The organism is Cylindrospermum sp. FACHB-282 (assembly GCF_014697195.1).
Classification (GTDB): Bacteria; Cyanobacteriota; Cyanobacteriia; order Cyanobacteriales; family Nostocaceae; genus Cylindrospermum.
Genome location: NZ_JACJRJ010000022.1, coordinates 1 through 21526, shown reverse-complemented (window position 1 = coordinate 21526; position 21526 = coordinate 1). Strand labels below are relative to the sequence as shown.

At 43.2% G+C, this 21526-nt stretch carries 21 protein-coding genes; 9 read left to right on the top strand and 12 right to left on the bottom strand.

The annotated features are described in order from the left end of the window. Positions 1-21: 21 nt before the first annotated feature. The 4 genes from H6G32_RS13140 to H6G32_RS13125 all read right to left on the bottom strand — a co-directional run bounded on the left by H6G32_RS13140 (position 22) and on the right by H6G32_RS13125 (position 6572). Positions 22-492, bottom strand: a complete 471-nt coding sequence (locus tag H6G32_RS13140) for a hypothetical protein (RefSeq protein WP_190458871.1) — start codon at positions 490-492, stop codon at positions 22-24. Continuing rightward, the gene (locus H6G32_RS13135) at positions 492-1334 is read right to left on the bottom strand and encodes a cation diffusion facilitator family transporter (protein WP_242046581.1); all 843 of its coding nucleotides are present in this window, start codon (positions 1332-1334) and stop codon (positions 492-494) included. Before H6G32_RS13135 ends, H6G32_RS13140 begins: the two co-directional genes overlap by 1 nt. Positions 1335-1671: 337 nt before the next feature. Further along, positions 1672-5376, bottom strand: coding sequence for a CHAT domain-containing protein (locus H6G32_RS13130; RefSeq protein ID WP_190458869.1), 3705 nt, complete (start codon positions 5374-5376; stop codon positions 1672-1674). Between the two features lie 506 nt (positions 5377-5882). Next, on the bottom strand, positions 5883-6572 hold the full coding sequence (locus H6G32_RS13125; protein WP_242046580.1) for a hypothetical protein: 690 nt from the start codon (positions 6570-6572) through the stop codon (positions 5883-5885). A gap of 312 nt (positions 6573-6884) precedes the next feature. Between H6G32_RS13125 and H6G32_RS13120 the strand changes: the two genes are divergently transcribed. Beyond that, entirely contained in the window at positions 6885-8792 is a 1908-nt protein-coding gene (locus H6G32_RS13120) for a DNA polymerase III subunit gamma/tau (RefSeq protein ID WP_190458865.1), read from the top strand. 40 nt (positions 8793-8832) lie between these two features. On the opposite strand, the gene H6G32_RS13115 is transcribed toward H6G32_RS13120, so the two are convergent. Then, positions 8833-10251, bottom strand: coding sequence for a glycosyltransferase (locus H6G32_RS13115; protein WP_190458862.1), 1419 nt, complete (start codon positions 10249-10251; stop codon positions 8833-8835). A 251-nt stretch (positions 10252-10502) separates the two neighbouring features. Here H6G32_RS13115 and ebsA point away from each other — a divergent pair, with 251 nt between their 5' ends. Both ebsA and H6G32_RS13105 read left to right on the top strand, forming a co-directional pair. Continuing rightward, a complete protein-coding gene (ebsA, locus tag H6G32_RS13110; RefSeq protein WP_190458860.1) occupies positions 10503-10877 on the top strand; it encodes a type IV pilus biogenesis protein EbsA in 375 nt (124 codons plus the stop codon). Positions 10878-11111: 234 nt separating this feature from the next. After that, positions 11112-12206, top strand: coding sequence for a phosphotransacetylase family protein (locus tag H6G32_RS13105; RefSeq protein WP_190458858.1), 1095 nt, complete (start codon positions 11112-11114; stop codon positions 12204-12206). A 75-nt stretch (positions 12207-12281) separates the two neighbouring features. Here H6G32_RS13105 and H6G32_RS27290 read toward each other — a convergent pair whose 3' ends face one another. Then, positions 12282-12425: a hypothetical protein gene (locus tag H6G32_RS27290; protein WP_309232590.1), complete on the bottom strand. Its 144-nt coding sequence runs from the start codon at positions 12423-12425 to the stop codon at positions 12282-12284. 2 nt (positions 12426-12427) lie between these two features. Here H6G32_RS27290 and H6G32_RS27285 point away from each other — a divergent pair, with 2 nt between their 5' ends. The 4 genes from H6G32_RS27285 (at position 12428) to H6G32_RS13085 (ending at position 14309) form a co-directional block, all read left to right on the top strand. Beyond that, positions 12428-12487 carry a hypothetical protein gene (locus H6G32_RS27285; protein WP_309232589.1) on the top strand — a complete coding sequence of 20 codons (60 nt, stop codon included), beginning with the start codon at positions 12428-12430 and terminating at the stop codon, positions 12485-12487. 108 nt (positions 12488-12595) lie between these two features. After that, on the top strand, positions 12596-13099 hold the full coding sequence (locus tag H6G32_RS13095) for a hypothetical protein (protein WP_015207643.1): 504 nt from the start codon (positions 12596-12598) through the stop codon (positions 13097-13099). Between the two features lie 136 nt (positions 13100-13235). Next, on the top strand, positions 13236-13667 hold the full coding sequence (locus tag H6G32_RS13090) for an MAPEG family protein (protein WP_190458854.1): 432 nt from the start codon (positions 13236-13238) through the stop codon (positions 13665-13667). 150 nt (positions 13668-13817) lie between these two features. Then, a complete protein-coding gene (locus H6G32_RS13085; protein ID WP_190458853.1) occupies positions 13818-14309 on the top strand; it encodes a YajQ family cyclic di-GMP-binding protein in 492 nt (163 codons plus the stop codon). A 167-nt stretch (positions 14310-14476) separates the two neighbouring features. Here H6G32_RS13085 and H6G32_RS13080 read toward each other — a convergent pair whose 3' ends face one another. Together H6G32_RS13080 and H6G32_RS13075 are read right to left on the bottom strand one after the other, a co-directional pair. Continuing rightward, entirely contained in the window at positions 14477-15034 is a 558-nt protein-coding gene (locus tag H6G32_RS13080) for a glutathione S-transferase family protein (protein ID WP_190458850.1), read from the bottom strand. A 14-nt stretch (positions 15035-15048) separates the two neighbouring features. Continuing rightward, positions 15049-15513 (bottom strand): hypothetical protein, encoded by a 465-nt coding sequence (locus H6G32_RS13075; protein WP_190458848.1) that lies wholly within the window; start codon positions 15511-15513, stop codon positions 15049-15051. Positions 15514-15880: 367 nt separating this feature from the next. Between H6G32_RS13075 and H6G32_RS13070 the strand changes: the two genes are divergently transcribed. Continuing rightward, positions 15881-16603, top strand: a complete 723-nt coding sequence (locus H6G32_RS13070) for a tetratricopeptide repeat protein (RefSeq protein ID WP_190458846.1) — start codon at positions 15881-15883, stop codon at positions 16601-16603. A 194-nt stretch (positions 16604-16797) separates the two neighbouring features. On the opposite strand, the gene H6G32_RS13065 is transcribed toward H6G32_RS13070, so the two are convergent. Continuing rightward, positions 16798-17208, bottom strand: coding sequence for a hypothetical protein (locus H6G32_RS13065; protein WP_190458845.1), 411 nt, complete (start codon positions 17206-17208; stop codon positions 16798-16800). A 255-nt stretch (positions 17209-17463) separates the two neighbouring features. Further along, entirely contained in the window at positions 17464-17559 is a 96-nt protein-coding gene (gene psaM / locus H6G32_RS13060; RefSeq protein WP_006196319.1) for a photosystem I reaction center subunit XII, read from the bottom strand. Between the two features lie 157 nt (positions 17560-17716). Here psaM and H6G32_RS13055 point away from each other — a divergent pair, with 157 nt between their 5' ends. Continuing rightward, complete coding sequence (locus H6G32_RS13055) at positions 17717-18970, top strand: FGGY-family carbohydrate kinase (protein WP_190458843.1); 1254 nt, start codon at positions 17717-17719, stop codon at positions 18968-18970. Positions 18971-19249: 279 nt separating this feature from the next. Here H6G32_RS13055 and H6G32_RS13050 read toward each other — a convergent pair whose 3' ends face one another. Next, a complete protein-coding gene (locus H6G32_RS13050) occupies positions 19250-20449 on the bottom strand; it encodes an McrC family protein (protein WP_190458840.1) in 1200 nt (399 codons plus the stop codon). Next, on the bottom strand, positions 20440-21408 hold the full coding sequence (locus H6G32_RS13045; RefSeq protein WP_190458838.1) for an McrB family protein: 969 nt from the start codon (positions 21406-21408) through the stop codon (positions 20440-20442). The genes H6G32_RS13050 and H6G32_RS13045 overlap by 10 nt, the downstream gene beginning before the upstream one ends. Positions 21409-21526 lie beyond the last annotated feature (118 nt).

The window sequence follows — 21526 nt, the reverse complement described above, 5'->3', positions numbered from 1 at the left end:
GCAACTAGATGAAAACTACCCTTACTGGTAGAAGTTAGGTTCATTCTCAGTTATGTAAGGCACAGAGTGAGGGACTACTGTAGATTGGGATGAAGATGTCGGTTGGGAATATTTGACAAAACCTAAAAGATGTGAAGCGCTGCTAAAGTACTTTACCCAAGGTTGAATTCTGGGGTCTTTCTGCCAATTAGTTTGAGAGACGGTTACTGATAACAGCGGCACTAGGGAACCATAATGTTCGCCTAGAATATTAACGGAAAGGTTTTTCACCTCAGGACTTGACTCAAAGGTTTGCTGAATAGATTTTTTAGCTAAGGCTTCTGCTTCTTGCACCAGGGTTTGGAAGCTTTGGTTTTCTTGGGAGCTGAGAGTTAAGTTCAGTTGCCGAGTTTCTGCACGCGCTGATATTGCTAGAGTAAAAAAGACTGTCACACAACATAGCAAAATCTGGGGATAAGTTGCCCAGTTTCGCGAGAGCAGACTTAATCTCATTAAATAAGCTCCTGTAAAGATGGAAATAATAGCTTTTCAGCCTGCTGGCGTTCGCGTAGCGCAGCTTGCTGTTCGCTACAATCTTCTGCTTGCAGATTACATAAGCAGGAACCATTGCCAATATTGGCGACTTTACCGCGCAGAGAATTAATGCTCTGAATCACAAGATTTGCGGCAAAAAGAGCTATCAACCCTGCCACTACTAAGCTGATGACTCCATCGGCCCAAGTCCAATTCAGCCAGATAACTGCGATCGCCGCCAGCACCGTTCCTACTGAACTAACTAAATCCGCCAAGATGTGAAGAAATACGCCCCTGATGTTGAGATCATTATGGCTACATCCATGTAAATAGAGAGCGTTAAAGCTGTTAACCCCCAGACCAAGTAATGCAGTTACTAACATCGGTAAGCCAAGAATTTCTGGAGATGGAGACTGTAGCCGAACTAGGGCTTCTTTAACTATCCAGGCTGCTATGCAGGCCAAACCTATACCGTTAACCAACGCTGCCAGAACTTCCAATCGATAGCGTCCAAATATAGTTCCCTTAGATATAGATCGAGATAGCCAAATGGCCACTAGTGCCAGACCCAAAGCTGCAACATCAGAAAGAATGTGCTCTGCATCTGCTAAAAGGGACAGGCTATGGCTCAAAATTCCTGCGCTTAATTCCACACCAAAAAAAATGCTCAGTAAAATCAAAGCTGTCCACAGCACTTGGAGCTTCTGCTTAATTTGGATTGATTCCATTGCATCGGAAATTAAAAACTGATTGGAAGCTGGTTTGAATGCCAGACTATGAGTTAGATGCTTTTGTACAGAAAGCACCATACGTAGTACCATAAATACCTCCATCACTTTATCAGTATCATAATTAACAAATTGATAAGGTATGTTTAATTTTTATATAAATTTGACCAAATTTTTACCAACATCTTGTTGATTATGAAAATCATTATCAAGAGCATAACAGTTTTGATTAGGAAAACTGTGATTAGTAAAAAATTAATCGAACTACAAATAACAAACTCTTGTATTTAATTGCTATATCAACTGCAATCTAAGCGAAGGCTTTACTGATAGATCATACTCCGTTCCACTGGCAATAATATGGTGTGAATTAATTATGCTGTGCGTCCTGAAGGAATATTTTCTTGAATCCAAACTTGTTATTAAATATTTAACGAGATATAATATTACCTGAAACTGTAAAAGCAGCCCAATAGTAAGGGTGATTATAAAGCTTTTGTTCAGGTTCTAATTTACTACTTCTGTACATTTGTGTTGCTAAATAAGCCCTGGTTCTAAAATCCTCTGGCTGCAAAATATTCAGTAAATTCTCATACCATTTTGTTAGTTCAACCGCAGTCAGATCCTTGAGCCATGCTGTTGCTTCAGCTAAGGCTGTAACTGCCGATTTATTTGGTTGTAATCTTCGGTAAAACTCTATCATTACCAAAGCAGTAGCAGATGACTCTACAGTCCAAATTGTACTTACTACATGGGGAACTCCCCCACTCAAGAAGCCAGTGGCTAAACCCACATATTCGCTATTGATATTGTGGTTACTAGTACTGAGATTTTCACAAGCCCACAGGGTAACTAGGTTGTAGCTTGCTAGAGTATGTTGGTAGATTTCTTCTAGAATCAGCTTGTCTTCATTAACTAATGCCAGTTCTGATTTTTTGGGTTCGCTAAAATTGTTGATGCTATGACCTGTAAAATTAAATATATTGTAATTTGTAAATAAGGCATTTTCTACATTATTTTTAGTAGCCTGCAAACCCTGGATACGTTGGGGGTTATCAAACATTTGGCTCACAATTTCTGAAGCAAATCTAGTAAATTTCGGTGCGGTAGAACCTGTATCGTTGGGCTGTTCAACGCTGAGTAATTGCTGCTGTGACCATGATGATAATGAATTTGTTTTTCTAAAAACTCCTCTTTGAATGCTAGGCAGATATGTAATAGTGCAATTTAATTCTAAATCTGGTAACTCTTCTTGGCAAGGGCGAAAAATATTAAAAAGTGCATGGACAGGTAATCTATATAAGTCACGGTGGGGGATTAAAATCAGTTGAGTAATCCCTTCTAGTTCTTGGGCAATAGTGGAAATATTCAGGATATTTTTTAGATTTTCTAACCTGTTTTCCATGTCCACTCGCCAGGAATGGTCGCTTTTAGTTTCTTGGTCTTGATGGCGATATTCTTGGTATTCTTGATGCCAGTCTTCTACCCAATTTTCAAAGTCAATCAAGCGCTGCACTGCTTCGGGTAGAGGCAATTCATTTAGACTATTAGTGGTTTGAGCTAAGGGCATTATTGCCCCTAAATCTTGTATGGGTGTAAATAGCAGGATGGGTGATGGGGCTTGGTCTTTAATAATAAAAGTGTGTAGGGCGGCTGGGCTGATATGCCAGTAAACAATTGCTGTTGTAGGATTGAGCAGTTGTTGAACTGAGTTATATTTGGGGGAGTAAATATCATCACGCCAACCAGAAAGCAGCCAGGTTGAACAAGTATTTTTGCCCTGTTCGGCGATTTCCCAAGCTTCTACTAAATCACCAGCATCGACGGCTAAATCAACTGCTAATTGCCCCAATCCGGCAAATTTGAGAGCTAGCTGTTTTTTAGTTTCATCAGGGCGAGTTGGTTCATTTAGTAATTGTCGCCATAAATCTATGCCGCTTTGTTGTAATTCTTCTGCTGGTGCTGTATATCCTAAAGCTATCAGCACTTTAATCAGCGATTGCAAAACCTCTAGATGCAATTGGGGAAAATCTTCTGGTGTCAGGGTTAATAGTGCCTGATCGTACTCAGCTATGGCTTGGCCCCAATAATCGCGGGGTGTGGAATGTTTTTTTCCTTGGTCGTAGTGAGTATTAGCGATCGCTAAATGTAATCTGCCCCAACCTTCTGGGTGGGTATCTGGGCGCAGATGTGTCAATCCTTCTTCGTAGCTGGCTAATTTTCCTTCATAGCCTCTGAGATTCAGAGCGGGATTGGATGTCCTAGTAATTAAACTTTCTGATGGGTCAGGATTAACTAAATTACCTGCGGCTGTACCTCTACCCATCCAAGCTTCCCAGTAGTCAATTTTAATTTGTAAGGCGCTGTCATAGGAGGCGATCGCTTCGACAAATCGTTCTAAATAAAACAGTGCTACTGCTTGGTTATACCAGGCGAAGTGGAAATCAGGTTTGATGGCTATTGCTTGTTGATAGGAAGCGATCGCTTCTTCACGTCGTCCTAAGTTATCTAGGGCTATACCTCGGTTATACCAGGCTAAATAGAGTTCTGGTTGAATTGAGAGGGCTTTATCCCAAGAATCAATAGCCTCTGACCACCGTCCTAAATTAAACAGGACTACACCCCGGTCAATCCAAACGTCTAGGTAGTCGGGTTGAATTAAAAGCGCTCGGTCATAGGAGGCGATCGCTTCTGGATATTGCTCATCTACAGCCAAGGCTACCCCTCGGTAATACCAGTTTTCTGGGTCTTGTGGTTGCAGATTTAGCGCTTGGTCGTAACTGGAAATTGCTTCCCATAGTAGTCCTAACTTTAGCAGCGCCAAACCCCGGTTAGACCAAGCTGCTGGATAGTCCGGTTTGATGTCTATGGCTTTGTCGAAGGAGGCGATCGCTTCTTCAAAGTTACCTAAGGCTCCCAAAATTCCCCCCCGAAGGTACCAAGCTTTATAGAAGTCCGGTTTCAGTTCGATAGCTTGGTCATAATTGGTGATCGCCTCAGCAAAATATTCTAAATGAAACAGTGCCAAGCCCCGATTAAACCAATATTCGTAGACATCCGGTTGAAATTCAATAGCTTGGTCATAATTGGCGATCGCTCCTAATAAATCTCCTGCTTTGGCTTGCTGAAGACCTTTGTAAAACCATGTTTGAGCTTGGGTAGTAGCATTTACTAGGGCTGTCGGTTGGGAAATCACAATTTGGCGATCGCTGTTAGCCGGAGGTGCGGCATCACTTTTTTGAATTGCCAATTCTGAAGCAAGTTGCTGAACTAAATTGGCACTCTGATCCAACCGTACTAACAACTCATCTAGGGCAGATGCGACCTTTGGCTCTAAATTCACCAATAACTGATCAGAGGTTTCTTCCGCAGTAGATGCAGAGGGAGTGAGGATAGTTGTTGCGGTTTCGACCTCTTCCGGGTCATCCTCCCAGATTAGTTCCCCTAAATCGCTGACCTCATCAGCCTCAACTGGAGCGAAAAATTCTACTGCTTCTGAGTTGACCTCATCAGCCTCAACTGGAGCGAAAAATTCTACTGCTTCTGAGTTGTCCGTCAATTTTTCTTCAAAGACTTGGGGGGCTGGTGTGATAGTTGCAATTTCTTCCTCCTCATCGTGCCATAAGTGATCGCCCCATTTGCGAAGTAATTCTTGCCCAGGAGAGTCTAGCAGATTTTCCGTAGGCTCTGTGGATTCCACCAATAGTTCTAGCTCCTCATCCCCATAATCTTTGCGTGAGTTCCGCCTCAACACCTGGATGCCAATGTCGTAAGCAAGTTCGCCAATTTTGCCTATTCCCAGTTCACCCAATTGCACCATTCGCGTTGCTAACTGATGATTTGGTGCAGGTGAAGCTAGCAATTTTTCGCCAAACATCAGCAGCCAATCTAGCCAACGCTCAACAGTAATACGATTTTCCATCCGCTGCAAATACTTCAGCGCCCACTGTTGTCCTCTGGCTTGATGCACCCCTTCTAGCAATTGGGTAAATAAAAGCTCCAGATCCGCATTGGTGAGTTCCGGTGGTGTTTCTACCACCTTATATACCCCGGCAGAGTTTAGAGAATGAGTCTGCTGACTGTCAAAAGGATGCTTCAAAAGCCTGTTAAAACACTGCGATAGCCACCTGAGCATCTGCTACACTCTTGGATTTTGTCTCTCCTAGATTGTAGCTATCGTTGTGTTAAAAAAATCATGAATTACAGGATATTACGGGAAGAAGAGAAAATCACTCAGATGTAGATCACACTTTTAAAAGTGCTATCTGCTTGTCCAAAGTCATCAGTTAGACGATGTTAGCCTGTGGACTGGTGAGTGCCGACACTACCACAGTGAAGCAGGAAGTAAACACCAAAAACCTTCTAAGGCAAGTTATCTGAGATACAGCACTTTGCTCAACAGTCAGGTACAAAATTAAATCCTATAACCCATGCCCCGTAAACCTTTTGGATATTTAGGTGTGGTAATGCAACAAGAAAAGTGCTGTAATTAGTCTAGATAATTAGATTTGGATAAGTTTTACATAACGGATACGCTATTCCAGTTTTAACGGTTCACAGAAGCTCAGACTTCATCCCTAGGCAAGTCTGAGTAGTTCACAACCTTTCCAGTAGAGACAATAGACACAACCACTGGATAGTTTAATTATCAGGTTGCGGCTCTTCCTCCTCTTCCTCTGGAGCAGATTCATCATTAGCCTGCAATTGGTCAATCAATGCCTGGATTAGAACTTCTGGATCATCTGTCACCATTGCCAACTGTTCAGCAACTTGCTGGCGTAAGTGTTGATCCTGCTGCAACATCAGAAATAACTCGTCTAGGGTAACGGTTTGCAGCGCTTCCCCTGAGAGGTTTTCTTCTATTTCAGAGGAAGTTGCTTCATCGGTAATGGTGACACCCAGAGCATCAGGTCCTTCATATTCCCATATTGGTTCACCTTGATTGCGGGTCAACAGCTGCATACCGATATTGTATGCAACATCACCAACTTCACCGACACCCAAATCACCCAACTGCACCAACCGCGCTGCTAATTCATTATTAGGTGTCCGTGCGGCTAGCAGTTTTTCACCAAAACGCTGTAACCACTCTACCCAGCGTTCAGTTGGGATGCGATGCTCAACATTATACAGCCACTTTTGCGCCCACCCTTGTCCTCGTGCTTGATGGACTCCTTCCAAAAGATCGGTGAACAGAAACTCCAGATCCGTATCGCTAAGGGGTGGGGCTAGTTCTTTTTGCACATTCACCCGATTTTGGGCGGGAGTCTGTTTCCCGCCAAATAAGCGTTGAAAAAATTTTTTGAGCCACTGAACTAGCCGCCTGAGCATCTGCTGCACCATTAATTGTTGGTTGGTTAACCTAATTTACATTCTCCCACGGTGCTAAATCTCTTAACTAGAAATTTCTCACTTCTACAGGATAAATGACTGCAAAGGCAATTGGGGGCTGGAAGGGGCAATTTATCGAATTAGTCTAATTAACCAATCCCTTGGGAAAAGCCTGACGAATTTTGGATAACTTTAATGAAACCCCAGCATTTTCAGAAACGGGGAATCTCCACGAAGTTGTTAAAATAGGTGAACGCCAAACTCGACTGGGCGCTGAAAACCAACCTTGAAAGGCATTGAAACTCTTGCTCCATGGCTTACGAACCCCTACACCACAAGTATCGCCCAAAGAGTTTTGCTGAACTGGTGGGACAAGAGGCGATCGCTACCACCCTCACCAACGCGATCGCCAGCACGAAAATTGCCCCTGCCTATTTATTCACTGGGCCCAGAGGTACGGGGAAAACTTCTAGCGCCCGGATTTTGGCAAAATCACTCAATTGCCTCAAAGGTGACAAACCTACTGCTGAACCCTGCGGCCTCTGTGATGTTTGTCAGGGAATTACTAAGGGCTACTCTACAGATGTGATTGAAATCGACGCTGCCAGCAACACTGGTGTCGATAACATCCGCGAACTGATTGAAAGGGCGCAGTTTGCCCCTATGCAGTGTCGGTATAAGGTTTATGTGATTGACGAGTGCCATATGCTCAGTACCCAGGCATTCAATGCGCTACTAAAAACCTTAGAAGAACCACCTAAGCACGTAGTTTTTGTATTGGCGACAACCGACCCACAGCGGGTATTGCCCACGATTATTTCTCGTTGTCAAAGGTTCGATTTTAGACGCATTCAAATAGAGGCGATGGTTAAGCATTTAAGTGCGATCGCTAAAATAGAAAATATCGAGATTTCTGCAGCAGCTGTCACCCTAATAGCTCAAATTTCTCAGGGAGGATTGCGGGATGCCGAAAGTCTACTTGACCAATTAGCTTTGTTATCGGGGGAAGTCACACCGGATAGCGTTTGGGATTTGGTCGGTTCGGTAAGTGAACGGGATTTGCTAGAACTGTTAAGTGCGATCGCTCAAGATAATGCCGAAGTTGTTCTAGACTATACCCGAAAAATTCTTGATCGTGGTCGGGAACCTCTAACCATTCTCCAAAATCTCGCCGGCTTCTACCGCGATTTACTGATTGCTAAAACCGCACATCACCGCCAAGATTTGGTCGCTTGTACTCCACAAACCTGGACAGCACTAGTGGAGTTAGCCCAAAAGTTGGACATTAAGCTAATTTTGGTTGGACAGCAACACCTGCGAACAGCAGAAGTGCAAATTAAAAACACCACCCAGCCGCGTTTGTGGTTGGAGGTTACATTGCTCGGATTGTTACCCAGTGCAACGAATATTCAGCCACAAGCCCCAACTGTCTCACCACGAGTTACCACACCTGCTGTATCTCCCACCTATTCTCCAGCAGTAGTCGAAAATAACCAAGTTTCTGCACCGCCAACAAATCACAATTTAGCAGCTAACTCAGTTTCACCACCAACCCCAGAACCTGTATCTGTTCCTGTACCACCTGCAATAATTGAACCAGTAAGCTCAGTAGTACCCTCATCTGATTACACTCAAGTTTGGCAACAGGTGCGTAGAAATATCCAGCAGTTTTCCACACAAGCTTTACTGGGGCAAATGTGCCATCTCATTGAGTTCGACGGCGCTGTGGCGCGTATTGGTGTCCAAAGCAAGTGGTATGAAAAAGTTAAATCTTATCTGCCCATAATTAAAGCGGCTTTCCAGCAGACTTTTCAGCGTGAAGTTCAGGTAAATTTGGAACAAGGAACTTCTGCAACTCCTACCTCAGCTAAAACATCCCCTCCACCACAAAACTCTAATCCCGTTCACCAGCCAGCTACAGCCAGCTACGAGAGGCAAATGCCCCCTCTAACGCCACAACCTGCACCACAACCACCAGCGCCAGCAAAAATTGAGCCAGTGACGACAAATACAGGTATGGTGCAAACTTTACCACCGCCGCAACAACCCCAAACACCCGTACCTGATTACCAAACTAATGAAGTCAAAGAAGCCGCTCAACGTCTAGCAGATTTTTTCAAAGGTGAAATTGTCAGCTTCTCCAATGATGGACTAGATTTTTCTGAAACTGCCACTGTGCCTGAATCAGTATATGAATCAGAAGTTGATGATGATTGGTAAAAAATAAAGGATGAAAAATTGCTCCTTCATCCTTTTTGCCTTATACTTTTTCAGTGCCTGTATGGACGGTTTTCACCCATTTTAGGCGTTTTGGTCTAACTGACATCCGGGCAGTAGTGCTGCTCATGACGACTAACCAGTGCAACATATATAAACTGCCACGCAATGTTTGAAGCAGCATCAGAAAATAAGTAGAAACCTTAAATTCCTGATTTTGACGTATCCGCTTCAACCCAGCAAACATCCCCACCACGGACATAGTGACCGACAAACTAGTTACGGAACTTAACATTGGTGGACGATGGCGGGCAACTGACATTAATAAATCAGGGATTGCTGCTGTAGGCAAGATATACATAGTCAGCATAAATATCAGCAAATCCCAAGTTTTCCGCGTACCCATGCGGTTTTTGAGAATTAGATCCCAATAATCTAAATAGCGCTGATATCCGCCTTCTACCCAACGGTTGCGCTGATGCCAGAGTGCGATCGCATTGGTGACACCTTCTTCTTCCACCGGTGGGTAGAACACACAATCAATATCCCAGTTGTCGAGATGGAGGCGGATTGTCAAGTCCAAATCATCAGTGATGGTTTCCTCATTCCATCCCCCGCAACTTGCCAAAGCTGTGCGTCGGACAAATTGACCATTACCCCGCAGTTCACCAATACCACCAATGGCAGTCCGCTGTTGTTGTAACCAGGTATCCAGCGCCATTTCTGCCATTTGTCCCTTAGTCCAAAAATTTTTAGCGGCATTGGCGATCGCTTTTCGCACCTGCACCGCCCCCACTTTTTCTTTTTGAAATAAAGGTATTACCTGTAGCAATAAATCTGGTGTCACCTGGGCATCAGCATCAAATACGGCGACTATCTCCCCCTTAGTCAGCGGTAGCACCTGATTCAACGCTCCCGATTTACCGCCCACAGCTTGTGCTGATCGCCTTAGCACCTTGAGTTGGTCGTATTCCTGCTCCAGTTCTGCTAATAACTGCGGCGTCTTATCGGTGCTGTTATCGTCAATAATCCAGATTTCATAATACCCATTGGCATATTCCAGACTGCAAAGACTCTTGACTAATTTGCCAATTACTGCTTCCTCATTTTTCGCTGCCACCAAAACAGATACAGAGGGCAAATCTCCCTGCATTTCTTTGGGATGATGGCGGGGTTTAGCAAACACAACCACCAGGGCATGGATGCCTAAAATAGTTGTTAGTCCGAGGATCAAGATATAACCCCAGGAAGCTAAATGCAGAGCGATCGTACCACTCCAGACTATAGACAAAACTAGAGCGGCTTTGCCCCTACGTCCTTGAAATCGGGATGATGGCAAAGACACGGCATCTGTTTCTATCACTAATTCCTCCTCTGCCGATAGGTCGGACAACAGGGAGTCGAGTGGATCAGAAGCTCTCTTATTATAAGAATCGTTTTCGGGCCAGGAATTCGCTGGCATAGGTTACTTGATTGAAAAACCAGTATTTATCTACCGTTGTATTTAAGGAGTTGTCGCCATCTCCATCGAGCAATTTTACCATTGATAGCAGACAAATCCACCCGTGTTGTCTTGGATTGTCTGAATGAATGCTGGGAAATCAAAGTCTCTCACCATCGACTCGACTGTGTGTAAAGACACATCTTTTCGGGAATACTATTGATAAGCACTAAACATCCCCAGTTATCAACTAACTTCAGGAATACTCAACAATGTCTATTGAGCAACTCCAACCTGTTACTCAGCAACAAGCCAGTGTTTATTTACCTTACACTCAGGGCACAAAGCGCAATTTCTTGCCTCTTGCCATCAGTCTCTATCAAAAAGGCGTGCTGGAAGGACACCGTAAAATAGAAGCCAGTGAGCATATTCCCTTCGTCGCTACCTGGAATGTTGCTACCCTGCCCTCAGACTTAACACGCTGCCGAATGCAGTTTGATGGTAACGCGGATTTGAGTTATGAAGTGATGCTGGCAAGTTTCGAGTTTATTAATTGTTTAATTGAACTTATGGAAAACTATAAACGTTATCGCAATACTGATTTTTCACAAGCTTTTTACCGCAAGCTGCTGCGGGTAGACGAATAAAATGGGGTTTTCCCCAGGCACAGCCGCGAAATAGATTCTGGTGGACTCTTGGGGGTGTAAATTATGTAGCTCCAATAGCAAAATTTGCCAAAACTTCTGTCTAGCGCTGTGCTACATGTTCTGGCGCAGAATTTTGGCAAAACCCACTTAGAGCGCCAGCCGAACATCAGAAGCGACTAAAATTAGGGAACACCTAGCCAGGTTCTATAGATTTTTGAAATTAGGAGTATTCATGTGCCAACATCTGCTAAATATTTGCTGATTGGATCAATTGAGGCTTATAGCGGTAAATCTGCAACAGTTTTAGGTTTGTCTCATCAGCTACAACAAAAAGGACTGGATATTGCCTACGGCAAACCATTAGGTACTTGTTTAAATGTATCTAGTGGAACCGTGGTTGAAGAAGATGTCCAGTTCATTACTCAGAGCCTAAATCTGGCGGCCAACCGGGTTGCACCGACAATGCTGGCTTTAGATGAAGTCAGTGTCCAAAAACGCTTATGCGGTGAAGACAACATAAATTATCAGCAGTCTCTAATACAGCAGTACTTACAAATGTCCCAAGGAGATTTGGTATTGCTAGAGGGTCCTGGTGATTTAGCAGAAGGTAAATTGTTTGGCTTATCTTTGCTGCAAATGGCTGAAGTATTGGATGCTGCTGTGCTGCTGGTAGCCCGCTATCAGTCTCTACTCACGGTTGAGGCGATCTTGTCTGCTGCACAGCGTGTAGGCGATCGCTTAATTGGTGTTGCCATCAATGAAGTTCCTAGGGAACAACTAGAAGCCGTTAACACTTTGTTGCGCCCGTTTTTAGAACAGCAGGGCATTCCCGTGCTGGCAATGTTGCCAAAAAGCGAATTGCTACGGAGTGTCAGCGTTGGTGAACTGGTCAAGCAGTTAAATGCCGAAGTTCTCTGTCGCAGCGATCGCCTAGATTTATTGGTGGAAAGTTTAGCAATTGGGGCGATGAATGTGAACTCCGCTGTCAAGTATTTCCGCAAACGCTGGAATATGGCAGTGGTGACAGGGGGCGATCGCGTCGAAATTCAGCAAGCAGCTTTGGAAACTTCCACCCAATGCCTGATCCTGACCGGACAACTACCACCTCCCGCCTTCATTCTCAATCGCGCTGAAGAACTAGAAATCCCCATTTTGTCCGTTGACCTCGATACCCTGACCACTGTGGAAATTGTTAACCGCGCTTTTGGTCAAGTCCGTGTCCACGAAATGATTAAAGTCGAGTACCTCCGCCAATTGATGGCAGAATATTTTGACACAGACCGCTTGTTATCTCAACTAGGCTTAAGTCCAGCTAAGGCTTTGTCATAGCCTGAACAAATTTCCTGGCATTGCTAGTTTATTGAAAGCGTAAATCCTGACCCACTAAGTTAAATGGCTGTTTGACTACCTAGCATCCAACTCGCTCTCGTCTGCTAGGCGGCGATGTGCAGCTTCCCTGGGCCCGATAACTGGGACGTGTTTAGTTGCAGCAGTGCCTTCCCTATCCTGAAAAACTACCAGAACCAGCAAAGTTTCAGTATCTATCACTCCTGAATGGTATCAGTTATCAAAGATATTGGCTAGCTTGGTGTGATCAAGCAATTAAGTAACTGAGCAAATCAATCGAGAAAATATAGCAATATCTAACTCAGGTAGGCTTCGCACCTACACGCTCTTTGGTAAAATATCTAGGTTGTTCAATCTGATTAAATCCATCTTTGAGCCAGTCTACAGACCTCATTAATCTTGATACATTAGCCCAAGAACTGGCGACGATCCAGCAAACAGGTTCTAAGCGCATTGCCTTGCTGGGTTCACGTCATGTGCCAATTACGCATCAGAGTCTGATTGAAATGATGACATATGCCCTAGTTTTATCGGGCAATCGCGTCATCACCTCTGGTGCTACAGGATCTAATTCAGCTGCCATCCGGGGGGCAACGCGGGCTGATCCGAATTTGCTGACGGTGATTCTACCCCAAAGCTTAGAACGCCAGCCCAATGAATCGCGCCAGCAACTAGAGCAGGTAATGCATCTAGTGGAAAATCCCAGTAACGACAATCTGTCCCTAGCAGAAGCTAGTTACCTGTGCAACAAGGAGATCGTCTCCCGTTGCCAGCAACTTATCTGCTTTGCATTTCATGACAGTCGCACTCTGCTACAAACTTGTAAAGATGCAGAAGAACAAAGAAAAGTGGTGACGCTCTTCTACTTTGACTAACTTAAAACGTAGTCAGCGCGAAGCTCATGAGAGAAACGGGAACTTACCAAAGGGTAATGGGTAATAAGTTGTCCGCATTACCCCTTACCCATTCACAATTACCAACTAAAAACTACTACCACTACTTATTAGGTTGATGTCGCTGTCGCAACTGCCTGTATCTGCTATTTTTTTATACTCTATCGCTGCCGCTGCCGTTCTGATTTATCTACCATATTTGCTGGTAGCTTATGCTCGTGCCCTTGTTGGGTATGATCTCTCTGCTCCTCGCGCCATGTTTGATAAATTGCCACCTTATGCCCAACGAGCTACCTGGGCACACCAGAACTCCTTTGAGGCGTTTATGATTTTTGCTGCAGCAGCATTAATGGCTTATGTTACGGGTGTGAATTCTCCTATGGCAGCAAACGCTGCGATCGCCTTTGTCACAGCTCGGTTGCTATACTCAATTTTTTATATTTTGAATATACCCCTTCTGCGATCGCTCATGTTTGGCATTGGCTCCTTTGGCTCTGGCACGCTCATCTACCTAAGTATCACCCAAGCAACTAGCTCCCTTGGGCAATAGGGGATTGGTAATGGGTAATTGGTAATTGTTCATTGGTCATTATCATTTATATAAGCCATTACCCATTACCCATTACCCATTACCCATTACCCATTACCCATTACCCATTACCCCATTCTCAAATTCAACATCTCACAACCAAAATTTTTTATGGCCTCTACATATTCCTTTGACATTGTGAGTGACTTTGACCGCCAAGAATTGGTCAATACTGTCGATCAAGTTGTGCGAGATATCAAAGGCCGTTATGACCTGAAAGATACTCAAACTACAGTCGAATTAGGCGAAGAAAACATCACTATTAGCACTGACAGCGAGTTTACCTTAGACTCTGTGCATACCGTACTGCGGGAAAAAGCTGCTAAACGAAACCTCTCCCAAAAAATCTTTGATTTTGGCAAAGTTGAATCAGCTAGCGGCAACCGCGTGCGTCAAGAAATCACACTCAAAAAAGGCATCAGCCAGGATATTGGTAAACAAATCTCCAAAGTGATTCGTGACGAGTTCAAAAAAGTACAAGCCTCAATTCAAGGTGATGTTGTGCGGGTTTCTGCCAAATCTAAAGATGATTTGCAAGTTGTCATGCAACGAATCAAGCAAGAAGACTTGCCTGTGGCTTTGCAATTTACCAATTATCGTTAAAAAATCCGGGTAATGGTGGGCGTCAAACAATTTTGGATTTTGGATTTTAGATTTTAGATTCACCCCAGCAATCAAGTCAGGGGCTTGCAACCCTTTTTAAATTTTAGATTTTGAATCTTCAAGTCCAAAATCCAAAATTTAAAATTCGGTCATTGCCCACCCATTAATTAGACACGTCCGCCGATGCTTTTTTGAAACGCTGATCGCTCAGACATCTGCTTAATATAATTTAAGATTGCTGGGTAGGCACCAAGGTCTAGCTTCAGCATCAAGGGAATGTAACTCAGGATAGACCCTACTGCCACATCGGCAACTGTGAATTCATTCCCCAGCAAGAAAGGCTGCCGTCCCAAAATTTCGTTCAGGGGAGTCAACAAACGGGGTATTTCCCGCTCCCGATTGGCTTCCACAAAAATTCCTGTAGCTAGGGTAGCATTGCCAAACAACACCCATTGATTAAGTTTAGCGCGTTCTTCTGGTGAATGTGGGGCTTTGACATACTTATCGGCAAGATACAGCAAAATTGCCCCTGATTCCCAAAGCTGGAAATCTCCATCAACAATTGCCGGCACTTTACCCATTGGGTTAATTGCCAGATACTCAGGTTGGAGGTGTTCACCTGCCTGCATATCCAGCTTGACAAATTGATATGGAACTTCTAGCTCCTCTAGATACCACTGGACAATTGATGCACGACTAAAAGCGCCACCGTAGAGTTTCAACATAACAGAACCCAAGATTAAAGAACTTTATGAGTGTGAGAATGCTGTTTGATATTGTCTTCTTTAGTAACAGCTCTGGCAGCATTTAAGACCCGTTTGCGCTCAGTAGAATACTTTAAATCAGTGTTGGTTGTGCCTAGGGGAATTAGGGCTTTTGCACATTCACGACGCTTGTAGGTGCGAGCTGAGGCAAATGCCCTTGGCACAAATTCATCTCCAAACTGAGCCGACTCTGGGAAGCCATCTGGCAATAAGAGTGTGTCACCATCCAGTACAGATCCCAAGGTTGTCGCATAAGCTAACTTATAGGACGTAGGAATGCCCTTTAAGATTGCTTCCAAAGCCGCTGAGGGTATAGGTTCTATGACTTCGATTTGATGAACTTCTCCATCGTCCTTGTAAAAGCAGGTTGCCAAGCCGAGGACAATGTAATCATCAGTTGCTAAGTCAGAAGCATTGGGATAGGAAATTGCTGTTGTCATCAGAAAATTTTCTCAAAACTTAAAAATCAAATCTAGTTCGTGGGGGCTATGGAGACGCAGACAGATTGCTGTTGCATTGAACTCTTGCCTATCTCTATTGAAGGGCTTGTTGGCATTCTACCAAGTTGTCGCTCTCAGGACTTGACTAGTCTTGAGGATTAATCTTGACAATTTCTGGAATTTAACTTGGGGATGAAGTATCTATTAATAGGTTTAAGGATAAATTGTTGGAGTAGGTTAACTTCAGTCTTGATGCTCGCGCTCAAGTAAACATAGACTCCCGAACAAGTGACACAGTGGCAACTCTACTAGCAGCGAAAAAAACTATAATTTGATTTCACAGAGCAAGCAGCTCAGGCAGGACAGTATGGATATTCACTCATTTTTAGCCCTTGGTGAACAAGAAAATATACGATATAAGTTAGTTAAAAATAAGAGTCTTTACCCTCAAGAACACGGAGGGCGTGGTACGGTTGAATCTTATGTAGAGGACAACTACTTACGCTCTTGTGCTTTGGAGTCAGCTCAACAAGGGGATTACTCTAAAGCGATCGCACTATTAAGCCAACTTATTTACCGCCACCCCCAAAATGCAGTTGATTATAATAACCGGGGGCTGATTTACTTTCAGAGTGGTGAAACCCAAAAAGCTCTAGGCGATTATAACACAGCGTTGCAACTAAATCCCCATTTAGCTAGTGCTTATAACAATCGGGCAAATTACCATGCCGCTTGTGGGGAATTAGCCGTAGCACTGACTGACTACGATCTGGCCCTAGATTTGAATCCCCGCCATGTTCGGGCTTGGATTAACCGAGGTATTACCTTACGTGATTTGGGACAATATTATGAAGCAGTTGAGAATTTTGAGACTGCACTGCTGTTTGGTCAACTAGAAGGGCATATTTGGGCTGAACGAGGCAGGACTTATCATCTTTGGGGCGATTGGAATTGTGCGATCGCCGATTATTCCCGCGCCCTGACACAACTACCATCCCTAAACAGTAGTAGGGATGTTTCTGGTTATCGCTTGCATTTACAACTAGAAACTTGGTTAAACGAGCTACTGTCTCCTGAGCATTTTAATTAGTTAATTACTTAATTCAAAATTTGTCTCTGGCATCCTCAGCTGACCAAATTCAAAAAATGATTTTTAAACTTTGAACTGGAGGATCATGTCCCTGTATGGCTAGGTAGCCAATAAATGAATAATTAGCGATTAACTATTAGCTGTTAGCACCAATACAAATTAATTACAAATTTATCAAATCACCTCAATTGTACTTAGGGTGACGAATTTGATTGTTCAACTTCTTTGCTTTCCTGATTCAGGATCACTATCTGACGCTGGTTAGGGTCAAATCGGTATGCTTGTTGTTGCATGATACTTTTAGCTTGGCGGGGATCAAAATTACGGCTAAATTCTGCCTGCAAATTATTAACACGCCCTTCCATCAGCTTGACCTCAGTGGTGATTTCTCGCAACTTTTCTTGCTGTAACCAGTGATAGGGTAAAAGTTGCACTAGAGCAGATACAGCTACGGCGGAAAGTCCTAGGTTAACCGCTATCTTGGCTGTGGTTTCCAGTCCCATTACCTGGTAAGAACGTTGGCGAAGATGTCGTTTTGGTCGAGGTACAACTCGACGTTTTGGTTCAGGTTGTAGGGCGGGTCTGGATGATTGTAACGCGTTCATGATGCTAAAAAGAGCCTTGCTAATTGAAGGGAAGCACCGTCAAAAGCACACTGGCGCTAATTGCGGCTTGATTTAGCTGCCATGTTACTTCATTTTTGGGAAATTGCTACACGTGTTGGATGAGTTAATAGATAACCTGCCACACGGAGGAATGGGTAATGAGTAATGGGTAATGGGTAATGGGTAAGAGTTTTTTTCTCAGTACCAATTTCCCATTTACAGTACTCATTACTCATTCCCCGTCACATTTTGAGGCTATTTGTAAAGTTCTGTGGCTAACCGCCAAGCCAGAATTCCTGGAATCAAGGCCACAGCTAGAGCGATGTACACTTGAGTATCTGATATGGGCATAGTGGTAACTCTCCTAAACTCAATAAATTTTCAACACTTCGTTTACTACTTTTCACTGTTTTGCCAAGATTGGGGAATATCTTGTTACAAGATGCAACAAAAACAATGATTAGAGACCATTGATTAGTGACTTTTTATTATACAAATTAATCAGATTATGGGTTTGAATCTGGGGATCGACTTTGGCACATCTGGCGCACGGGGCGTGGTGATTGACGATGGAGCTACTATCCTAGCTGAGGTGCGTTATCCTTGGGAAACTGGAGGGAGCGCTGACTGGGTAACTTGCTGGCCAACGGCCTTGTTTACCTTACTGGAACTCACTCCTGGGGAATTGCGGCGAGAAATTAGGGCGATCGCCATTAATGGCACATCTTCCACTATTTTGCTAGGAGATGCTGCCGGAAACCCTGTAGATGCACCACTATTGTACAACGATGCACGGGGAGCAGGGATGCTAGAGCAGTTGAAAAGCGTCGCCCCAGCCAACCATACCGTATTGAGTGCCACCTCTAGCCTAGCCAAACTGCTGTGGATGAGACAATTACCCTCTTTTAGCGAAGCTAGATATTTAATGCATCAGGCAGATTGGCTGGCGTTTCTCCTCCATGGGCATTTGGGCATTAGCGACTACCACAACGCCTTAAAGCTGGGTTACGACGTTGAAGAGTTAAAATACCCGCAATGGCTAGAAAACCTGCAAATACCCATTCAGCTACCGAAAATTTTAGCCCCTGGGACACCAATTTCCGAATTACGGCCAGAAATAGCGGCTAGATTTGGTTTTCCCCGTGATTGTGTAGTGTGTGCGGGAACGACTGATAGTATTGCCGCTTTTCTCGCCAGTGGCGCACAATTGCCTGGTGAAGCTGTGACTTCCCTTGGTTCGACGTTGGTTCTCAAACTCTTGAGTCGTACCCGTGTTGAGGATGCCAGGTATGGGATTTATAGCCATCGGTTGGGGGGTTTATGGCTGACTGGAGGGGCTTCTAATACGGGGGGTGCGGTGTTAAGGCATTTTTTCACTGATGAGGAGTTAGAAAGCCTCAGCCGCGAGATAGATGCCAGCATTGCCAGCGATTTGGATTATTATCCTTTATTGGAGAGTGGCGATCGCTTTCCGATTAATGATCCCCACCTACCGCCAAGATTAGAACCGCGCCCAGACAACTCACAGAAGTTTCTGCATGGTTTGTTACAAGGTATTGCCCGTATTGAGGGGCGAGGGTATGAATTATTACAACAGCTAGGCTCTGACAAGTTGAAGCGTGTTTATACTGCTGGTGGTGGTGCGGCGAATTCTACGTGGACTAATATTCGTCGGCGTTATTTAAAGGTATCTGTAGTTGCGTCTAAGCACACGGAAGCAGCTTATGGGACTGCGCTTTTGGCGATGCGGGGCGTGAGGTGATAGGGGATTTAAGGATTTAGGACTTACTTCCTTTGGAAATTCAACTTAATTTTGGGCTTTTTTAATGGTGTTTTGATGCATCAGGGGGCCCATCCTACCCGTAGGGTGCGTTCCCTAACGAACGAATTAAGATTTTCAATGAATAAAAATAGCACGTATATTTAGCATTTTTTGTCAATGCGTAAGTCCTAGGATTAACGAACCGCAGAGGCGCAGAGGGGAGACAGCGCGTTGCGGGGGTTCCAAGAGTTGTAGCGACTGCCGTCGCAGAGAGAGGAGTTAGGAGGGAGGAAGGAGGTTTTTTAGGAAGGTTTGGCCTGCGTGATTGAGATTATCTTGCAGGGAAAAGGTGAGGCTGCGAACTTGGATATTGTCGCTTTTAATATTTAGTGGCTGTGTCAAGTCTTTCGGGTATATCAAAAAGGCTTGCTTACACTGTGTTGTGTTAGCGTAGCTGATCATCTGATGAATATCAGAACTTGCGGCTTTCTCTGGAGTTTTATATTTGGTATCTAAAACTGCTACTGTTTTGCCTGTAGCAGCATCACACAATAGTAGGTCTATACTAAACTGTCGATTCTGACCAATTTGCATTAGATGTTGCTGTTTAAAAAAATAGCCTTGTGGTGTGTTTTGCTTAAGCCATTCTGTCACAAATATTTCATATAAACGCGCCATATCGACAAGAAAGGGTAGGATTTCGTGATTTCCCCTTTCATGACTTGGCCCAATGTTTTCTAAAAAGAATCGACAAAGATAATGTAGTATTCGATAATCTTCATTGAGGCGGTTATATTGTCTTTCAATACAGTCTGCTGAATTGCAAGGTTGTAGAGTTACCATCCCTTGCATAGCGTGATAAGCTTGTCGCACTATCAGTGATACTTTTTCTGAACAAAAACGGCTATGACCAATATTAAAAAGTGTCCAAAACAAAATTTGGTTTTCTATAATATCAGCAGTGTGTTCTTCATATTCACATTTTAGTTTAACATTCCAAGGCTTTTGAATTATTTGTTGTAAATTTATCCTTCCTCGCCCATAGGAAAGCTGTTCAGTTCTAGGTATATAAGCACGATATAATCCTTTGCGACATCTTTCTATAATTTTTTGAGCTAAAATATAAGCTAGCCGATTATAAAAATCTTCTATAGATTCACAATCCATCAGCCCTTCAAGAAAGCTGAAACTCTTTAAATTATAAGCATATTCCAGCATTCCAAAGAGGTTTTGAATAGGCACTTTGGGATTAATTTTTAGAGCAAATCCGGAATTTAAAGGGATATAGCCAACCCATCCCTTAGCTTTTATTTGCCACTTATTACGAGTTTTATAGCTAGGAAATTCTACATCTACTTGAGTTTTATGTTTCTTATATAACTCAATTCCAGCTAAATCAGATATTTCATCCTGCTGAAATGATTTAGTTTCATATTCAGTTATTTGAATAATTCTTGATTGTGCTGGGTTTATATGCATAGCTGTTTCTCGATTTTGTCCCAGCGAAATTCATCTACCTTTTCTAGCTGGTTAAAGAAGTATTCCTCTAAATAAGGCTCAATTTCCATTCGCCAAATATCTTCTATATCATCACGCAGGTTATCAGTCAAAAAGAATGAAACACCAATTTCATAATTTTTATCTGCTATAGCCTGATTTACTTGCTCCAAAATATTAATCAAATCTATAACTGCAAAACCAGTTTTTAGGTGATATTTTATTAGCACATCATAATTAGGGCGAAGTTCGATAAATGCAAAGCGGCGACGTAACGCATGATCTATTTGTGCTATAGACCTATCTGCTGTGTTCATTGTGCCAATAATACGCACATTTTCGGGAATACGAAAGGTATTACCTCCAGCTAATGGAATCTCTCTTTCACGGTATTCTAACAGATACATTAGTTCACCAAAAACTTGCGCTATATTTGCACGGTTTATTTCATCAATGATGAGAACACAAGTATCTTGGCAAGATTCAGCTTTTTTACAAAATTCTAAAAATCTGCCCGGAACAAGTGGATATGTCAAATTACCATCTTGGCTTTGAGGACGGATACCTTGAATGAAGTCCTCATAAGAATATGCTGGATGAAATTGGACTAACTCATAGAAACCATCACTTTCGCTTATTAGGTGCTTTGCGAGTTTTTCAACGATAAATGTTTTGCCTGTACCTGGTGAACCACAAAATATGGCTTGCTTTTTGCGATTAATTGTGCGTATCCAGCTTTCGATTTTTGTTTCTTCAAAGCCGATTTCCACAGCAATTTGGGATAAATTATATTCTATATAATTCTGAACTTTGTTCTTAAATTTGCAGATACCTTTCAGATTGTTATGGTGAAAATCGTATTCTTTCACAGATACCAGCCAATGACAGAACATATCGAATAAGTCATCGTCTCTTAAAGCTGGTACACCAACCAGGCGCATATATTCAGGGTAAGCTCATCTAATTTGGTATAGTATGAACTTGACAAAAAAAACAAGATAAACATCAGCGAGCAAATAAAAAATGTACTTGACATGAGAGCAAAATAAGTGAGATGAA

Bases quoted from the DNA above. Each gene is read 5' to 3' on its own strand.
- H6G32_RS13140 (WP_190458871.1), bottom strand. From the start codon at position 492: ATGAGATTAAGTCTGCTCTCGCGAAACTGGGCAACTTATCCCCAGATT.
- H6G32_RS13135 (WP_242046581.1), bottom strand. From the start codon at position 1,334: ATGGTACTACGTATGGTGCTTTCTGTACAAAAGCATCTAACTCATAGT.
- H6G32_RS13130 (WP_190458869.1), bottom strand. From the start codon at position 5,376: ATGCTCAGGTGGCTATCGCAGTGTTTTAACAGGCTTTTGAAGCATCCT.
- H6G32_RS13125 (WP_242046580.1), bottom strand. From the start codon at position 6,572: ATGCTCAGGCGGCTAGTTCAGTGGCTCAAAAAATTTTTTCAACGCTTA.
- H6G32_RS13120 (WP_190458865.1), top strand. From the start codon at position 6,885: ATGGCTTACGAACCCCTACACCACAAGTATCGCCCAAAGAGTTTTGCT.
- H6G32_RS13115 (WP_190458862.1), bottom strand. From the start codon at position 10,251: ATGCCAGCGAATTCCTGGCCCGAAAACGATTCTTATAATAAGAGAGCT.
- ebsA (WP_190458860.1), top strand. From the start codon at position 10,503: ATGTCTATTGAGCAACTCCAACCTGTTACTCAGCAACAAGCCAGTGTT.
- H6G32_RS13090 (WP_190458854.1), top strand. From the start codon at position 13,236: ATGTCGCTGTCGCAACTGCCTGTATCTGCTATTTTTTTATACTCTATC.
- H6G32_RS13085 (WP_190458853.1), top strand. From the start codon at position 13,818: ATGGCCTCTACATATTCCTTTGACATTGTGAGTGACTTTGACCGCCAA.
- H6G32_RS13080 (WP_190458850.1), bottom strand. From the start codon at position 15,034: ATGTTGAAACTCTACGGTGGCGCTTTTAGTCGTGCATCAATTGTCCAG.
- H6G32_RS13075 (WP_190458848.1), bottom strand. From the start codon at position 15,513: ATGACAACAGCAATTTCCTATCCCAATGCTTCTGACTTAGCAACTGAT.
- H6G32_RS13070 (WP_190458846.1), top strand. From the start codon at position 15,881: ATGGATATTCACTCATTTTTAGCCCTTGGTGAACAAGAAAATATACGA.
- H6G32_RS13065 (WP_190458845.1), bottom strand. From the start codon at position 17,208: ATGAACGCGTTACAATCATCCAGACCCGCCCTACAACCTGAACCAAAA.
- psaM (WP_006196319.1), bottom strand. From the start codon at position 17,559: ATGCCCATATCAGATACTCAAGTGTACATCGCTCTAGCTGTGGCCTTG.
- H6G32_RS13055 (WP_190458843.1), top strand. From the start codon at position 17,717: ATGGGTTTGAATCTGGGGATCGACTTTGGCACATCTGGCGCACGGGGC.
- H6G32_RS13050 (WP_190458840.1), bottom strand. From the start codon at position 20,449: ATGCATATAAACCCAGCACAATCAAGAATTATTCAAATAACTGAATAT.
- H6G32_RS13045 (WP_190458838.1), bottom strand. From the start codon at position 21,408: ATGCGCCTGGTTGGTGTACCAGCTTTAAGAGACGATGACTTATTCGAT.